Annotated in this window: 12 protein-coding genes; 6 read left to right on the top strand and 6 right to left on the bottom strand. The window is 58.4% G+C overall.

The features are described 5' to 3' along the window. Window positions 1-83 precede the first annotated feature (83 nt). Window positions 84-3,116, bottom strand: a complete 3,033-nt coding sequence (locus J7382_RS14130) for a calcium-binding protein (RefSeq protein WP_209069675.1) — start codon at window positions 3,114-3,116, stop codon at window positions 84-86. A 251-nt stretch (window positions 3,117-3,367) separates the two neighbouring features. Between J7382_RS14130 and J7382_RS14125 the strand changes: the two genes are divergently transcribed. Then, window positions 3,368-4,579, top strand: a complete 1,212-nt coding sequence (locus tag J7382_RS14125; protein ID WP_209069743.1) for a serine hydrolase domain-containing protein — start codon at window positions 3,368-3,370, stop codon at window positions 4,577-4,579. Window positions 4,580-4,734: 155 nt separating this feature from the next. Here the strand turns inward: J7382_RS14125 and J7382_RS14120 are convergent, their stop codons facing one another. The 3 genes from J7382_RS14120 to J7382_RS14110 are packed head-to-tail and all read right to left on the bottom strand — an operon-like array spanning window position 4,735 to window position 6,768. Next, window positions 4,735-5,526 carry a metal ABC transporter permease gene (locus tag J7382_RS14120; RefSeq protein ID WP_209069742.1) on the bottom strand — a complete coding sequence of 264 codons (792 nt, stop codon included), beginning with the start codon at window positions 5,524-5,526 and terminating at the stop codon, window positions 4,735-4,737. Between the two features lies 1 nt (window position 5,527). Continuing rightward, a complete protein-coding gene (locus J7382_RS14115; RefSeq protein ID WP_209069674.1) occupies window positions 5,528-6,280 on the bottom strand; it encodes a metal ABC transporter ATP-binding protein in 753 nt (250 codons plus the stop codon). Next, window positions 6,277-6,768 carry a transcriptional repressor gene (locus J7382_RS14110; RefSeq protein WP_209069673.1) on the bottom strand — a complete coding sequence of 164 codons (492 nt, stop codon included), beginning with the start codon at window positions 6,766-6,768 and terminating at the stop codon, window positions 6,277-6,279. The genes J7382_RS14115 and J7382_RS14110 overlap by 4 nt, the downstream gene beginning before the upstream one ends. A 104-nt stretch (window positions 6,769-6,872) precedes the next feature. Here J7382_RS14110 and J7382_RS14105 point away from each other — a divergent pair, with 104 nt between their 5' ends. After that, entirely contained in the window at window positions 6,873-7,991 is a 1,119-nt protein-coding gene (locus J7382_RS14105; RefSeq protein ID WP_209069672.1) for a zinc ABC transporter substrate-binding protein, read from the top strand. Between the two features lie 12 nt (window positions 7,992-8,003). On the opposite strand, the gene J7382_RS14100 is transcribed toward J7382_RS14105, so the two are convergent. Then, entirely contained in the window at window positions 8,004-9,740 is a 1,737-nt protein-coding gene (locus J7382_RS14100; RefSeq protein WP_348540034.1) for an ABC transporter substrate-binding protein, read from the bottom strand. 130 nt (window positions 9,741-9,870) lie between these two features. Here J7382_RS14100 and J7382_RS14095 point away from each other — a divergent pair, with 130 nt between their 5' ends. From J7382_RS14095 to J7382_RS14080, 4 genes are all read left to right on the top strand, one after another. Next, complete coding sequence (locus tag J7382_RS14095) at window positions 9,871-10,977, top strand: glycosyltransferase family 2 protein (RefSeq protein ID WP_209069671.1); 1,107 nt, start codon at window positions 9,871-9,873, stop codon at window positions 10,975-10,977. A 47-nt stretch (window positions 10,978-11,024) separates the two neighbouring features. Continuing rightward, window positions 11,025-13,283, top strand: coding sequence for a glycosyltransferase family 2 protein (locus J7382_RS14090; RefSeq protein WP_209069670.1), 2,259 nt, complete (start codon window positions 11,025-11,027; stop codon window positions 13,281-13,283). Between the two features lie 85 nt (window positions 13,284-13,368). Continuing rightward, window positions 13,369-14,376 (top strand): hypothetical protein, encoded by a 1,008-nt coding sequence (locus tag J7382_RS14085; RefSeq protein ID WP_209069669.1) that lies wholly within the window; start codon window positions 13,369-13,371, stop codon window positions 14,374-14,376. A gap of 2 nt (window positions 14,377-14,378) precedes the next feature. Next, window positions 14,379-15,302: a phosphoadenosine phosphosulfate reductase gene (locus J7382_RS14080; RefSeq protein ID WP_209069668.1), complete on the top strand. Its 924-nt coding sequence runs from the start codon at window positions 14,379-14,381 to the stop codon at window positions 15,300-15,302. Here J7382_RS14080 and J7382_RS14075 read toward each other — a convergent pair whose 3' ends face one another. After that, the gene (locus tag J7382_RS14075) at window positions 15,303-16,319 is read right to left on the bottom strand and encodes a LacI family DNA-binding transcriptional regulator (RefSeq protein ID WP_348540033.1); all 1,017 of its coding nucleotides are present in this window, start codon (window positions 16,317-16,319) and stop codon (window positions 15,303-15,305) included. Window positions 16,320-16,375: the final 56 nt, after the last annotated feature.

Below are 16,375 nucleotides of genomic sequence, written 5' to 3'. Positions count from 1 at the left end.
GCCTTCTGTCTGTTGGTGTGGATAAAAATATCAGATCAACCGGAAGCAGGGCAGGGGATTTCTCCCCAACTGCGCCAGCTGTGTCACAAAAGCCCACCAATCGGCAGCACAAGCGCAGGGGCACTCTCAAACGCCACCGCTTCAATGCTGGTCAACAGGTAGCTGCGCCCGGCAGCTGTGGCCCGAATGCGCGCGCCATCGCGGCTGAAGGCATAATCTGTCTGCGCGCCCGGCAAGACCGCCCGGTCCGTGCCCGCGCCGCCATGCAAGAGATCGCCCCGCCCCCGCGCAACCAGCACGTCATTGCCGCCTGCCCCCAGCAGGATATCCCGCTTGCCGGTGCCCTCCAGACGATCCGCGTCTTCGCTGCCAAGGTAAAGTCCGCCGTGCAGAAACGCATGCTCTGCGCGGGCCGTGCTCCAATGCGGCCCGGCGGTGTTATAGGCCGTCAGCACATCATGACGCGGCGTCTTGTCCCACAGGTGGCGCAGATGGCCCCAGCTGCCCCATTTACTGGGCCGTCCCACATCGGTGAAGGCGTTGAAACTGCGCCCACCAAGACTGCGCCATGCTGCCAGCATGTCTTTGTAAACCTCTGCCAGCTCCGCACTGGCACTGAACGCGGTGTAAAATGCCGTGAGGGTGTCGTCATTGGCTTGCACGCCCACACCCGCCACATGGCTGCCCCCTTCATACATCACCAGCGCCAGATCCAGCTCCCGCGCTTTCTTTGCATGATAGGGCATGAACTCTGTCAGCATTTCGGCCACATCCCCCTGCCGCAGCGCCTCTGCCGCTTTGGCAAAGACCCCGTCATACTGATGTGCCTCCACATAGGCCGCCAGCGCCGCCCGCTGTAGCCCCTGCGCCGCGCCCTCCGCTTCTGCCACGGTGCGGGCCTGCGCCAGCCACGCCCGCAGCTGTGCCGCGCCTTCCTCTAGCCCAAGCGAGACACCAAAATACCCGGTCACCGCATAGGCATCAAACTGCGTCACCGGTGTCGGGTTTCCTTCTGCCTGCCACAGAGGCGCCTCCAGCAGGCCGCGTTCATAGCCGGGCCAGCCGGTGTGCGTTGCAATCACCCGCACTAGCCGCGCCGCCGCCTGATCGCCATAGGCCTCCCCCCAGAGCTGCGCCATCTCTGCAGCTTTCATGCCGGCAAATTGCATCTGCACATCGCTGCCCTTGCCCCAGCGCGCCTCGCCCTCTCGCAGCGCCCATTGCGCCTGTTCAAAGCCCCAGTTCCAAAGCTCGTTGGAATATTCCGCATAGGTCAGCAGCTCTGGGTCCAGATGGTCGCGCACATAGCTGGCAAATGCGGTGATATAGGCCGCCTCCGCCAGATGGGGCAGCGAGAACCAGGCATCCGCACCAATCTCATTGGCCAGCCGCACCATGATCTCCACCGGGACCCCGCGCCAGCCATAGGTGAAATCGCTCTTAAGCGGGCGGTCTTCCCAGCGGGACTGGGTGGAATGGTTGGTATCCATCCAATCCATGAACCGCACCACCCGCAGATCATCCACCACATTCAGCCAATCCGGGTTGAACACCGCGCCCGCCTCCCACAGCGGAATATGGGGCAGGGCAATCACCGTGATATTGCGCACATAGTCACCCACACGCTCCGGGTCCGGCTCCCGGATCTTAAGCCCCACGTGGCCCTCTCCCGGCGTGAAGTCAAACCAGAGCGTATTGGGGCCGCGCTGTGTCACCCGCGCGCGCCCGGTCAGTTCCACCGCGCCCGCGCCCTCCCAGCTCACCCGGTACAATCCGGATATGCCGGTGGCCGCTTCGGGCTGATTGGTCAGCAGCAGGCTCTCCACCGCGTCGATGTCTTCCGGCAGACCCCAGATCCAGCCGGTCTCATCCACCAGCCCCCGGTCCTGCAGATCCTCAAAGCTCAAGGCGCCCCATTGCCCCTCCACATGCCCCACCCAGGGGCGTGCGGTTTTCATCCGGTCAATAAAGGGCTGCTGTGTGGACCAGTCGCTGATGCCGCTTAATCCCATGGCCAGCGCCGGATCGGCCAATCCCAAACCAGCCAGCTCCACGCCTGCCAATCCCTGCTGGCTCAGCTGGGACGTGTCTCGTGGGGGCGTGCGAAAGGGCGTATTGGGCGGCACCTCCCGCGCCGCCGCCTGTGCCGGTTTCAACACCAGTCGATGAATTTCATCCCGCACCGCCTCCCAATAAGTCCGCACATCTGCATGAATGCTCGCGGGCAGATCCACCTCCAGCGGAAGCTCCGATTGAAACAGCGCAACATAGGTGATTGCCCCCGCCAGCAGATAGGTTGTGGGGGTCCCATGCGGCGCGTCATCACTGTAAAGCACCTCTGCCGCCAGCCCATCCAAAACCCCACCGTCCAGCAGTTCTGCCATGACGCTGGCCACCGGGATCAGATCCACCTGTGCCTCGGGCCGCGCGCGGCGCAGGGCCGCGACATAGGTGTCATACCAATCGTGATACTCCCCAGCATTGAAGCGATGGTACTTGCGCAGCTGCCGTGCGCTGGGCGGAAACCGGCGCACCTGGCTGCCCATATCGGCCCAGCCCTCATAGATCGCAATGCGCACAGGCCCCAGTTCGGCCTGCATCCTGTCCATCACGGCGAGCGTGGCACTCACCGGGCTGGCCTGATCCGGGTTGTCCCCGTCATAGGGGCGCTCCGGTGCCTGATACTGAATGAAATTGGCCGGTGTGATCATCACCGTATCCCAAGGCACATCGGCAAAATTGCGATACGTCCGCCCCCATGCACGCGGCACCTGCGCAAACCGCCAATTGGCCTCCGGCGTGCCGCTGTTGGCAAAATCCCGCAAGAAACCCCATTGCCCATCCAGTGCAAATTCCGTGCCTGCGGCCTGCGCCAACAGCGCCATCCAATGCGGCGCGGCGGTCTCATCCGTCTCCGTCAGGTGATGCACAAGGCTGTTGCCATAGACATAGACCGTCTGCGCGCCTGGCTGAGAGGCCGTGTCATCCGTGCCTTGCGCCTGCGCGGTGTTCAGCCCGGCCATCATGATCACAGCGATCAGCGCGCAGAGCAGGCCGCGTCCCGCCCGGCGCAGGACAAATGGCACAGTGCTCAGTCTCTTGGTCAAATCCGTCATCCTCTCTCCTGTGGCCGTGTCCTTTGGACTTGCGGATATCCGTTGCCTGTCACTATGCGGCAATTCCCATGTGTCTCAAAGAGCATTGCCACCTTAAATGGCACCTTTGACGGGCGCTGCACAGAAACTACGTAGTCTTACCAGCTTGCCCGGCCCCGCCCCATGCAGGCAGTCTGTATCAAAGGCGTAAGACGGGGGGGAACCAAATGAGCGGCCCATTGATCGGAGAGGCACAGGCGCAGGCGCGCGGCATGGACCCTGAACGGTTGTCGGTTGTGTCAGGTTGGATGGACCGGTTGGTCGCTGATCGCAAATATGCCGGATGCGGGCTGCTGATTGCACGTGCGGGCGATGTGGTTTTTGATCATACCACCGGTCTGCGCAGTTTGGAAAATGAAACCCCTTTTCAAAGGGACACTGTGGCGCGCATTTATTCGATGACCAAGCCAGTGACCACCGTGGCCCTTATGATGCTGGTGGAGCGCGGCCTGCTGCATCTGGACGCCCCTGTCTCTGAGTTCATTCCGGCCTTTGACACCTGCCATGCCCTCCTCGAGGGCGCCACGGATCTGGGCCAGACCCAGCCCTGTGCTACGCCCACCCTGCATCAGCTGGCCACCCACACCAGCGGGCTCAGCTACCCGTTTAACCCCGGTATTCTGGCGGCGGAAATGGACGCGCAGGATCTGATCTTCCGCGCCAATCAGGGGCCGCTTGCACAGGTGGTGGATCAGGTCGCCGCGCTGCCCTTGGCCTTCACACCGGGCGCGCGCTGGGAATATTCGGTCAGCATCGACATTCTCGGCCGTGTCATCGAAGTGGTCAGCGGGCAAAGCCTCGCAGAGTTCTTTGACCGCGAGATCCTCGGCCCCTTGGGGATGACAGAGACCGGCTTTTCGGTGGTGGCAGGCACCGCGTCGCGCTTTGCGGATCTTTACTCGCCGCTTGAAGGGGATGCCATGGCGCTCAATGAGGCGCGGGTGGGGGCCAATAGCCTGCGCAGGGTGGATGACAATCTGCAGTCACCCTTCCTGAATGCCGAAACCTATTCTGGCGGCGGTGGGCTTGTGGGCACCATGGATGATTACCTGCGTTTTGCGGAAATGCTGCGTCGGGGAGGCGCACTGGGGGATCAACGTCTGTTGTCCCCCCGAAGCGTCGCTTTCATGATGCGCAATCACCTCTCCGGCGATATCGCCTCCATGGGGCCACAGAGTTTTGCCGAACAACCGATGGAGGGTATGGGTTTTGGTCTTGGCGGGGCTGTGGTGCTGGATCCAGCCCGCGCCCGTTGCCCCGGCAGCGTGGGGGATTTCAGCTGGGGCGGCATGGCCTCAACGTTTTTCTGGGTGGACCCGGTCGAAGCGCTCTCCGTGGTCTTCTTCACGCAGCTGTCCCCGTCCAGCTCCTACCCGACCCGGCCTCAGCTCAAGGCGCTGGTACATGCGGCGCTCACCGGGTGATGCGCCACTGGCTGACACAAAATTCTGCGATGTTTCAGACGTCGTGAGAAGAGTTAACGGACATTGGTAGGCTAAAACTGGCGCTGACGGGATATTGACGCGATACAGACGCAATACCGATACGCCCAGAAAAGGTTAATGCCCCCCTCTGGCGCTCATTTTGAGCGCAGTCGCGCCGCGAGGGTCATCACCACAAACAACCCTGCCGCCACACAGACAATCGAGGGGCCTGCCGGGGTGTCCAGATGGTAGGATGCCATCAATCCGCCCACCGCCGCCAGCGCCCCAAGCGCCGCTGCACCGACGGCCATGATCTCAGGAGAGCGTGCCATGGCCCGCGCGCCTGCTGCCGGAATGATCAGCATGGCCACAATCAAAAGCGCCCCGACAACCTTGATCGCCACAGCTACCACGATGGCCAGCGCAAGCGTCATAATCTGTTGTTCTCGTTGAGGATTTATTCCATTGGCATAGGCAAGATCACGGTTGAGCGTGCTGGTCAGAAGCGCCTGCCAGCGCCAGGCCATCAAGGCCACAACCAGCGCCGCCCCGGCCCAAATCACGATCAGATCGCCCTTGCTGACGGCCAGAATGTCACCAAACAGATAGGACATCAGGTCCAGCCGCACCCCCTGAAGGAAGGACACAGCCACCAGCCCAAAGGCCAAAGCCGAATGCGCCAGAACGCCCAGTAGCGTGTCAACGCCAAAGCCTTTTTCCGAAAGATTTGAAACGGTTAGTGCCATGGCGAGCGCAATCGCCAAGGCCCCGGCAAACACCGAAACCCCCAAAGCCAACGAGAGAGCTACCCCAAGGATTGCCGCATGCGCTGTGGCATCGCCAAAATAGGCCATCCGCCGCCAGACCACGAAACAGCCCAGAGGTGCCGCAGCCAAAGCCACACCAACGCCCGCAAAAAGCGCGCGAATTAGAAAATCGTCAAACATATCAGTGGGATCCGCAGGTGTCAGGGGCATGATCATGCCCGTGCTCATGGTGGTGATGATCGTGCTCGTGGCGGTACAGCGCCAGAGCCCCATGGGTGCCCGTGCCAAAGAGGGCGCGATACTCCGGTGCGGAGGCTACAATTTCCGGGGTGCCATGACAGCAGACATGCCCGTTCAGGCAGACCACCCGATCAGAAGCGCTCATCACCACGTGCAACTCGTGGCTGACCATTAGGATCGCCGCACCCGTATCGCGCCGCACCTGCTCGATCTGGGTGTAAAGATCAGCAGAGCCAGGTTGATCAAGGCCCGTGGTGGGCTCATCCAGAATCAGCAAGTCTGGCTTGTCCATGATCGCGCGCGCCAAAAGCACCCGCTGAAACTGGCCGCCCGACAGACCCGCCATGGGACGATTGCCAAGTCCTTCAGCCCCCACCTGCGCGAGGGCCTCTTGGATTTCTCGCTTGCTGCGCTTTGTGGGCAGGGAAAGAAACCGCGCTGCCGTCAGTGGCATCGTTGCATCAATCGATAGCCGCTGCGGAACATAGCCAATGCGCAGTCCCGCTTCGCGCAAAACCGTGCCACTGTCAGGCTTTAGCGCCCCAATGATGCACCGCAGCAGGGTGGATTTTCCGCTGCCGTTTGGGCCGACAATTGTGACAATCTCGCCCTTGTCGATGGTCAGATCGACATTGGAAAGCGCTTGATGGCTGCCGCGTTTGACCGACATTCTGTCAACGGTGACAAGCCTCATGCCGGGGCACCTGCCGCGTTTGTCTGCGTGCAAACCGGGCATAGGCCTTCTGCTTCCACAATGGTGGTTTCAATGGTGAAGCCAACCTTTTTCGCGGCTTCGCCCAACGTGGTTTTCAACGTGGCGGCTGTCTCGGCCACAGCTTCACATCCACGACAGATCAGAAACACAGGGGTGTGGCTGTCCCCAGGATGAGCACAGGCCACATAGGCATTAAGTTTCTGAATTTTATGGACAAAACCATTTCCAACCAAAAAGTCCAGCGCCCGGTAGACCACCGGAGGCTGAGAGGCATAACCCTCTTCTGCCAAAATACTCAGGATATCATAGGCCCCCATGGCCCGGTGTTCCTGCAGCAGAATTTCTAAAACACGACGACGGCCTTTAGTCAGGCGCAGGCCCTGTTTCGCACATGTTTCCTCTGCAGCGCGCAGGCCACCACCCACACAGGCCGCGTGGTCGTGTTTGTTAAATCCAACTGTATGCATGCAGCCTCCGTGACTGGCATTGGGCCGATCATCATTTCGACCCTTGATATAGTATAACATTTCGTCTAGAGCCAGCCCCTGAAGCGCAAAAAAGGATCGACGACATGCGATTTGCTCCCTTTGTTGTTGGCGCTGCGATGCTGGCTCTGCCCGCCCGCGCCGAAGTGCCCAACGTTGTGACAGATATTCTCCCGGTGCAAGCCCTCGTGGCAAAAGTGATGCAGGGCGTTGGTACACCAACTCAGCTCCTGCCAGCAAACCAGTCGCCACATTCTTATGCCATGCGCCCGTCAGAGGCGCGGGCCCTGCAAAATGCCGATCTGGTGTTTTGGATTGGCGCAGAGCTCTCGCCTGCGATGGAAGAGGCGATTGAAAGCCTTGTGAGTAAAGGCGAGGCGGTGTCCTTGCTGCATCTCAACGGCACACGTGAATTGGAGTTCCGCGAAAGCGAAACTTTCCTGAAGCTGTCTCTGTCTGAAGGTGGCGATGATCATGACGACCACGGTCATGGCGATGACGACCATGATGATCATGCCAAAGAAGGCCATGATGATCATGACCATGAAGACGGCGATCATGAAGAGCATGGCCACGATGATCATGCGGACGACACACATGATGATCACGCCCATGACGACGCGCATGCGGACGAGGATCATGACGATCATGACGATCATGCGCATGACAGTCACGATGGGCATGACCATGACGGCGTGGACCCTCACGCTTGGCTCGACCCGCAAAATGCTCACTTCTGGCTTGAAGCTGTCGCTGAGAAACTGGCTGTTGCGGACCCCGAAAATGCAGACACATATCGCGCAAATGCTCAAGCCGCACAGGCTGAGCTGAACACAGCCATTGCGGCAATCAGCAAGCAGTTGGCGCCCTATGGCGACCATGGGTTTGTCGTGTTTCACGATGCCTATCAGTATTTTGAAACCCGTTTCGGCCTGAATGCATCTGGTGCCATTCTGAGTGGCGACGGCGCAGCCCCAAGCGCGGCGCGTCTACAAAGCGTGCGGACCACCCTGATGGAAAACAACATCAGCTGCGTTTTCATCGAGCCGCAGTTCAATGACAAAGTGGTGCGCGCGATCAGTGACGGTCTGTCGCTGCATTCCGAAGAGCTTGACCCTTTGGGCGCGGCTTTGGAGGCGCCAGATTATCTCGTGCTGATCCAGCAGTTGGCCAACCAGTTTGAGGCCTGCCTGTCACATTCCTGATCGGTCGGCTTACTAGGTCCAATACAATTCGTCGGGGCGTATTTCGAAGGAAATATGATGCGCCCCGCCCTCTAGACCAGATACCGTATGATTGGTCAGCGCCCGCCAATAGGGCTGAATCGTGACCGCATCTTCCTGCAACAAACGCGCACCTTTGGCGACAATGTCGCGGCGCTTTGCGATGTCAATGGTGCCGACAGCGGCATCCACAATCACGTCAAATTCCGGATTGCTATACCCAAACTCATTCCAGGCTTCACCGCTGCGATAGGCGAGTGCCCAGATCTGCACCCCCAGCGGACGGTGGTTCCAATCGGTTGTGCTGAAAGGGAAGCGGTTCCAGTTGTCCCAATACACCATGCCGGGCACGATTGTGGTCTTTGCGCTAAAGCCTGCATCGCGCAGTTGGGCCACAACCGCGTCGGTGGTGTTCTTGCGCCAAGCGTCATCAATGGTGTGGACTTCGATCTCGAAATTTTCCATCCTCAGCTCTTTGAGCGCCGCAAGAGCGGCACCCGGATCGTGTTCTGGTGATCCGACGTCACTGTATTCTGGATGGGCAGGCCCGATATGATGGTTCTGCGCCACGGCACCCCGTCCAGCGTTGCCAAGCTCCAGCAAGACGCCATTGTCCACGGCTTTGAGGATGGCCTGTCGCAAGCGCTTGTTCGCATAAGGTTTGTGGCCAGCTATCTCTGCGGATTGGTTTGGGCGCACCACGACGGTGGCCATGGACAGAAGCTCGTTCTTGCTCCAGCCCTCCATGGCGCTAATGACATCCGCGTACTCCCCGTCCACCGAGTAGGTCATGTCGATCTCGCCCTGCGCCGCCGCTTTGGCCCATGCGGCCGGGTCCGTCCCCAGATCGAGGAACTCTATCCGATCCACCCAAGCGCCCTGCGCAGCCCCCCACCAGATATGATCCGGATTGCGTGTCAAAACCGCTTTTTGGCCGACCTCAAAAGACTCTGGCACATACGGTCCCGTGCCGATTGGGTTTGCGATCATGCGGTCTACGTCAAAACTCTCGTGCACAATAGCCGCAGGATAGTCTGACATGCTCGGGATCAGGGTCACATCTGGACGCGGCAGATGCAATATGACGGTGTAATTGTCTACAATTTCAATGGCGTCTGCCAGGGCCATATCTGTCTCTGGATCAATCAATACGGCAAAGCGCCCAGCCATGGAGTTACCCGCGATGCGGCGGTCACACCAACCAGCTATGTTGCGCGCCACATCCTGCGCTGTGAAAGCATCGCCATTGTTCCAAGTCACGCCTTTGCGCAAATGCAGATGATAGGTTTTGGCATCCTCAGAAATGTCCCAGCTTTTCAGCAGGGCAGGCCGGAACGTGCCATCGTTTTCGTAGGTCACCAGATATTCCAGCCATCCTCGCGTGATGTTTGCCATTTGCGGCCAGTCAAACAAACGCGGGTCCTTGAGCGCACGCACATCTTGTTGAATGCGCACGGTGCCGCCCTGTTTTGCGGAGGCTGCGGCCCTGGCTGGCGCGCTCATGCCCAGCAGGCTGTACGCGGTTGCTGTCGACGCGCCAAAAGCGCTGGCCAGAGCAAGAAATTCCCGTCGGCTGGTCCTGTCCTCATGCGCGGTAGGGGCCTGATCAATCAAGGTTTGTGGCAGGGGCTTTCCGGTGCGGGTTACAAAGGGCATCTGGCTCTCATCACTGGCTGTGGTGTTGATCTGCGTCTGATTTTGACCTTTGGATGTGAAAGAAATATCAAACATCATAGGGCCAGTGGCGGACAACGGATCCCTATGATCATAGCCCTGCAGAGACGTATCGCAATTCACATTCCCTGCAGACGCTGTGTTTCCCGCAGACCTCAGCGCACAAAACTTTGCTCACGTGGCCTGCATGTCGCTTGTCGGTGTGTTAGGACAGCACAAACAAAAAGCAGAGATCACAGACTTGCGCATTCTCAGCGTCACAACCATGCGAAACGAAGCCCCCTATCTTCTGGAGTGGGTGGCGCACCACCGTGCGGCGGGAGTGACAGACTTTCTGATATTCTCCAATGACTGTGACGATGGCACGGATGCGCTGCTCCAGGCTTTGGCGCAGGCCGGCGAGGTGACCCATGTTACCCATGTGCCTGTTGCGGGCAAAAGCATTCAGTGGCAGGCGCTTCGCCAAGCTTGGAGGCATCCGTTGCGTAAGACCGCCGATTGGATATTGGTGAGCGATGTCGATGAGTTTCTCAATATCCATGTCGGTAATCACGGCATCTCGGATCTCTTGGCTGCGGTGCCAGAAGACACCGACGCCGTTTTGCTGCCGTGGCGGCTCTATGGTCACAATGATCAGGTCAGTATCGTGGATCATCCGGTGACGGAACAGTTCACGCGCTGCATCCCAGCTGATGCACAATATCCTGTCGCAGCAGGGCTCTTTAAAACGCTCTTTTCGACCAAAGGCCCATTCAATCAGCTTGGCGTGCATCGTCCAAAACAAAAAGATCCAGATAAAGCCCGCCTGCCTAAGATCGTTGATGGATCCGGCGCTCCTGCACATCCGTTTTTGGCGCAAACCCCAAGCCGCCTGTCACTCTTTGGTCTGGGGGGCGGTCGCGATCTGGTAGAGCTCAATCATTATTCTGTGCGCTCTGCAGCGGCTTTTGCGCTCAAGGCGGAGCGGGGATTGCCCAATCGTGCTTCCAAGCCGATTGATCTTGCCTATTGGGTGGAGCGCAATTTTAACACCGAGCCCAACACCTCCATCGCGCAGATGCGCCCTGCCACGCAGGTGGAATACGACCGTCTTGTATCGTTGCCCGGGGTGCGGGCGTTGCATGAGGCGGGCCTGCACTGGCATCAGGCCCGTTTTGAACATCTTGTGCGCCAACCGGGTGTTCAGGAGTTGATGGTGCAGGTTCTTTGCGCGGGCAGCAGCCAGGTGCTACCCCGCCATTTGCAGCTACAGCTGATTCAGTGGTATCAGGACACTACAACAAACAAAAAATGATGCCTTGCAGACCGCCGGGCACGCAAAAGACGAGCAGGGACCATCAGATGGGCAAAGTTGCCTTTGAACTGTGTACCATGACCCATGTGTCCGTGGCGGACGCGGCAATTTTGGCCTGTCTGGCGGATCAGACGGCAGACAGCCCGCAGGCGCAGGTTTTCTTTAAGACAGGCACAGACTTAGATCAGGTCAAGGCTGGGCCGGATACGGAGATCCTCTCCGCCAGAAGTGTGGGCAATGGGCTGATCTTGCGCCTCGCGCACAACGGAACGCCCTCTGTGCTTGTTGGGGGCGAAGCCTGCGAGTTGCCCCCGATTGTACCGGATTTTGAGCGTTTTTCCGGGTTGAATGTGGCGTTGGCTGTGCGCAATAGCGAAACAACGGAGCGGACGCTGGACTGGCTGCGCTACCACGTCAAACATCATAAACTGCAAGCGGCGGTCATCATTGATCGGGCCCAGCCGGAAACCGATCAGAGTTTTGTGTCTCAACTCAGGGAGGCTGTTGATGAGATCAATGGTCTCAAACAAGTGTTGGTCTTGCGAATGGATGTTCCTTTGGGGCAGGCGGGGTTGCCGCCGGAGCCCCATCCGATCAATGCGCCTGACGCGCCGGGCAAGGACCGGATGGAGGTGCCATCCGCGTCGCCATGGGATGCGCCTTTGGGGGAGTTGCAGCTCTATGAATTGATCCGTCACCGCTGGCTCAATACGGCTCGTGCCGTCGCTCAGCTGGATATTTCCGATCTGGTGGGCGCGATCAATGGTCCGGGCGTCAAGGGGGGGAACCTCTTTGATATGGCCGTGAAATCCTCTTCTGGGGTGGTCACCTTGGTCGGGCAGCATTGCTACCCGTGGCGCGTGCGCAATGGGGAGGCGGTTAGCCATGGAGACCACATCTGTGTGCAATTTGATGCTGTCAAAATGCGGCGCCGTTGGGTGGTTGCGCCGACAAAAACACCAGCGGAGGTGGTCTGGCGGCTGATCCGGGTGGTTGGAGTTCAACCCAAAGAGGACGAATGGGTAAAATTCTATCGCTGCATGGGGCTGCGTCACGATGCCAGCGAATGGGCCATCGTGCCCAAAACCTCTCTGATTGAAGACGCGGATCTGGTGAAACTCGCCAAGAAACGTTTCAATCACAAACCACTGCGCACGCCCGAAATTGCCGCGCCCAAGGTCAATCCCGCCGACAATGATGTGGCCATCATCACTTGTATGAAAAACGAGGGCCCCTTTATCCTTGAGTGGTTGGCCTATCACCGCGCCATCGGGGTGAAGGATGTGCTGGTCTATACCAACGATTGTAACGACGGCACGGATAGCTTTTTGGATTTGCTGCAAGAAAAAGGGTATGTGCAACACCGCGAGAACCCCTTCAAAGGCACGAACCTCAAACCTCAGCATGCGGCCTTGCAAGCCGGTGAAAGTGAGCCGGTCATTCGGAATGCCGACTGGGTGATCTCCATGGATGTGGATGAATTCATCAACGTCAAAACCGGCAATGGCACTCTAGCCGCCTTGTTTGAAGCCGTGGGGGATGCCAATCTGATCTCCTGCACTTGGCGGCTTTTTGGCAATTCAGATGTGCATGAATATGCGGATGCGCCGCTTATGGCACAGTTTACGCGCTGCGCGTTGGAACAGACCCGCAAACCGCATCAGGCCTGGGGGTTTAAAACGCTCTATCGCAACATCGGCTTGTTTAAAAAACTTGGGGTGCATCGTCCCAAAGGGCTGAACCCGCAGCTCTGGTCCCATATCAATTGGGTGAACGGCTCCGGCAAACCGTTGCCCAAAGACATGTATCGCAATGCCTGGCGTTCCACTGTCACAACAGTGGGTTATGATCTGGTGCAGCTCAACCACTATGCCGTGCGCTCTGCGGAGAGTTTTTTGGTGAAACGCGATCGGGGGCGGGTGAACCACGTCGATCGCGATCAAGGCATGGCCTATTGGTTTCGCATGAACAACAACACCGAAGAAGAGACCTCCATTCAGCGCATGATCCCCTTGATGCAAGCCGAAATGGATCGTCTGCTATCAGATCCCGAAATTGCCGAGGCACATGCCTTTTCGGTGGATCGCCATCGCGCAAAAATTGACGCGCTTAAGGCTACGTCAAACTATGCCAAGTTTTATGAAGATCTCACCAGCCCCCGTCAGGAGCGTTTGGCGCGTTTGCATCCACATTTTGGTGCAAACGTCTTTCTTGCTGGGCCAGAGGTGATCCCGGATTGGGTGGTGGAGCGTGATCTGCCGGAGGATTTTTTCTTCACGGTGGACAAGCAAGATACAGCCCACTAAGGCAAATTTTCGTGGAATTACAGAAGACAAGGTCAGGGTTTCCACGTAAACTGTTTCCAAATAGAGAACAAAAGGTACAGGTACAATGGTGAAGCTTCCCGAGATTGCATCGCTCTGGATTGGCGGGCAGCTGTCATGGTTAGAGCAGCTTTGTCTCAAGTCGTTTGCCGATGCGGGGCACCACACCACGCTGTACAGCTATGAAGAGATCCCCAACGTCCCAGAGGGCGTGCATACGGCAGACGCCGCAGAGATCTTTCCGGGCGAGCCGATGCATCGCCATGTGCGCACCGGCAGCCCAGCCATTCACGCCGATCTTTGGCGGCTCAATCTGCTAAAGCAGACGGATAAAATCTGGGTGGATGCCGATGTCTATTGCTATCGCCCGTTCAACTACACCCGCCAATCCGTCTTTGGTTGGGAAAAAGATGGGCTGGTATGTAATGCAGTTCTGGGCCTGCCGAAAACCTCGCGTGCGCTCAATGCAATGCTGGAATTTTTTGAGGATGAATATGCCATTGGCCCTTGGCTGAAGCCTTGGCAGCAAAAGGAATTGCAGGCAGAAAAAGACGCTGGCTGCCCGGTCCATATGACGGCGCAGAACTGGGGCTTTACCGGCCCCGCAGCGGTGACGTACTTTCTGCAGCAATCGGGTGAAATCAAATATGCGGAGCCAGAGGCGGCGTTTTATCCGGTGTCCTTCAAAGACCGCAATAAGATGATCCAAAGCCGCTTTGACATCGAAAAAGACTGGCTCACGGAAGAGACGCGCGGGGTGCACTTTTGGGCACGCCGGATGAAGCCGCGCCTGCAGGAAAAAGAAAATAACCGTCCGCGCCGTGGGTCCTTCATGCACCAGGTCATGTTGAAGCACGACATTGATCCGGATGCGGCGCTGATCCCAGCGAAGAAGACCATCCATAAGGCGCCCGTCGAAGATCCCGCGTTTCAGGCGGAGGTGGCGATTGAATCGCTGAAGGGCGAAGCTTCTGTGGAAAAATTGTCACGCGACTATCTGGTGGAAACCGGCCTGATCAAGAAGTGGCGGACCCAGTTGATTGAAGGGGCGCCAAGCCTTTTTCAGGAGGGCTGAGTGTGGCTGACGGGGATATCACAACCGACGCTGCGCCCAGTCAGGCAGAATGGAAAAGCAATCTCAAAGCCATCGGGGCCGAGCAGGGTTTTTTTGAGGAGCTGGGGGAGCAACACTCCGCGCTCTACATCAAACAGGGCGGCACGCTGATTGTCACCTTTGAAAACCTTGATCACGTCTATGAGGGCGGCGCAGAGCGCATGCCGTGGGGGCATGGTTTTGTCACATCACGCGGCTGGTCGATGCTGGGGCTCATGGCCCATGACTGGACGTGGTATCGCGATGAAGCGGTTTTTGATTTCTTCGATCGGCTGCGTGCGGATGGTTTTTTTGAACAGTTTGACAAGGTGGTTTTCTACGGGGCGTCCATGGGGGCCTATGCGGCGGCTGTGTTCTCTTCTGCCGCTCCCGGTGCAACGGTCATCTGTATTTCGCCGCAAGCCACGTTGGATCGTGAGGTTGCCAGTTGGGAGACGCGCTACCGCAAAGCATGGCGTCGAGATTTCAATGGGCGTTATGGCTATGCACCAGACATGCTGACAGCCGCCAAGGAAGTCAGCATTTTCTACGATCCACGCATGGGGACCGATGCCATGCATGCGGCGCTGTTTCGAGGAGACAATATCCGCAAGTATCGCTGTCGCTACATGGGGCACCGCATTGCCTCCCTGTGGATTTTGATGGGGCAACTCAAACCCGTCATTGAAAAATGCGTCGCGGGTGAAATGACAGCGGATGTGTTTTACACCATGATGCGGACGCGCCGTGAGGTGACCCGCTATCAGAAAGAAATGCTGCGCACCGTGTTGGATGACGGGCGGCCTTGGCTCATCGCAAACTATTGCGCAGCTGTTTTGGCCCGGCGACGCGGGCCTAACTTCCGTAAGGCGCTGCGCGCGGCGCGGGCGCAATTGAAAGGCGGCTGATCAGGAGCGGCGCAGCGTGTCGCCGAAGCTGATGGTGGGGGCCAGCGTGACAGAGGTGTCGCGCTCTTTGCCCTCAACGCGCGCTGCAATGATCTCAGCGGCTTTGGTGCCAATCTCCCGGCGACAGGCATCCATCGTTGCCAGTTGGCGTGGCAGGCCCTGAAGCAGTTCGACACCGTTAAATCCGGCCAGCCCCACTTGTCCGGGCACATCAATGCCTTTCTCCAAAAGGTAGAGCAGGCCACCAGCGCCGATCATATCATTGCTGTAGTAGATGAAATCCACATCCGGGCTGCGCTCTAAAACGGCTTCTGTCATCTCACGCCCTTTGGCCAGCGCAGAGCCGCCAGAGTAAAACTCGCGGTCAACCACCTCAACGCCGGATTTGGCCAGCACTTCGGTGAAGCCTTCAAAGCGTTTGCGCGCGCGGTGGTCCAGCGGCATCTTGGTGCCGAGGAACGCAATTTTCTTGTAGCCCGCCTCAAGGATGGATGCGGCCATTTCCCGGCCTGCGCGACGGTGCGAAATCCCCACCATCGCATCGACAGGCTCGCCATCGGTGTCCATGATCTCCACAACAGGAATGCCGCTGGCGTTGAGCATGGCGCGCGATGCTTCGGTGTGTTCAAGCCCGGCGATGATCACGCCGGATGGCCGCCATGAGAGCATCTCATAAAGCACTTTTTCTTCCTTTTCAGGAAGGTAATCGGTTACGCCAACAACCGGCTGAAGCTCTGTATCTTCGAGAACCTGACTGATCCCGCTCAACACTTCCGGGAAGACCATGTTGGACAGAGAGGGAATGATCACCGCCACAAGGTTCACGCGCTGGCTGGCCAAGGCGCCGGCGATTTTATTCGGTACATACCCCAGTTCTTTGGCAGCAGTGAGCACTTTGTCGCGTGTGGCGGCTGACACATCTCCGCGATTGCGCAATACGCGGCTGACCGTCATTTCAGACACCCCCGATGCTTCGGATACGTCGCGGAGGGTCAAAGAACGGTTCTTTTGTGTCACAGAGCATCATCCCAATAAGGTCTTTTGGAATGTTATCGCGAACTGTCACACAGGTT

Source organism: Shimia sp. R11_0, assembly GCF_017744035.1.
Classification (GTDB): domain Bacteria; phylum Pseudomonadota; class Alphaproteobacteria; order Rhodobacterales; family Rhodobacteraceae; genus Shimia; species Shimia marina.
Note: the sequence above shows the minus strand (reverse complement) of the source record. Positions and strands in the feature narration are given on the sequence as shown.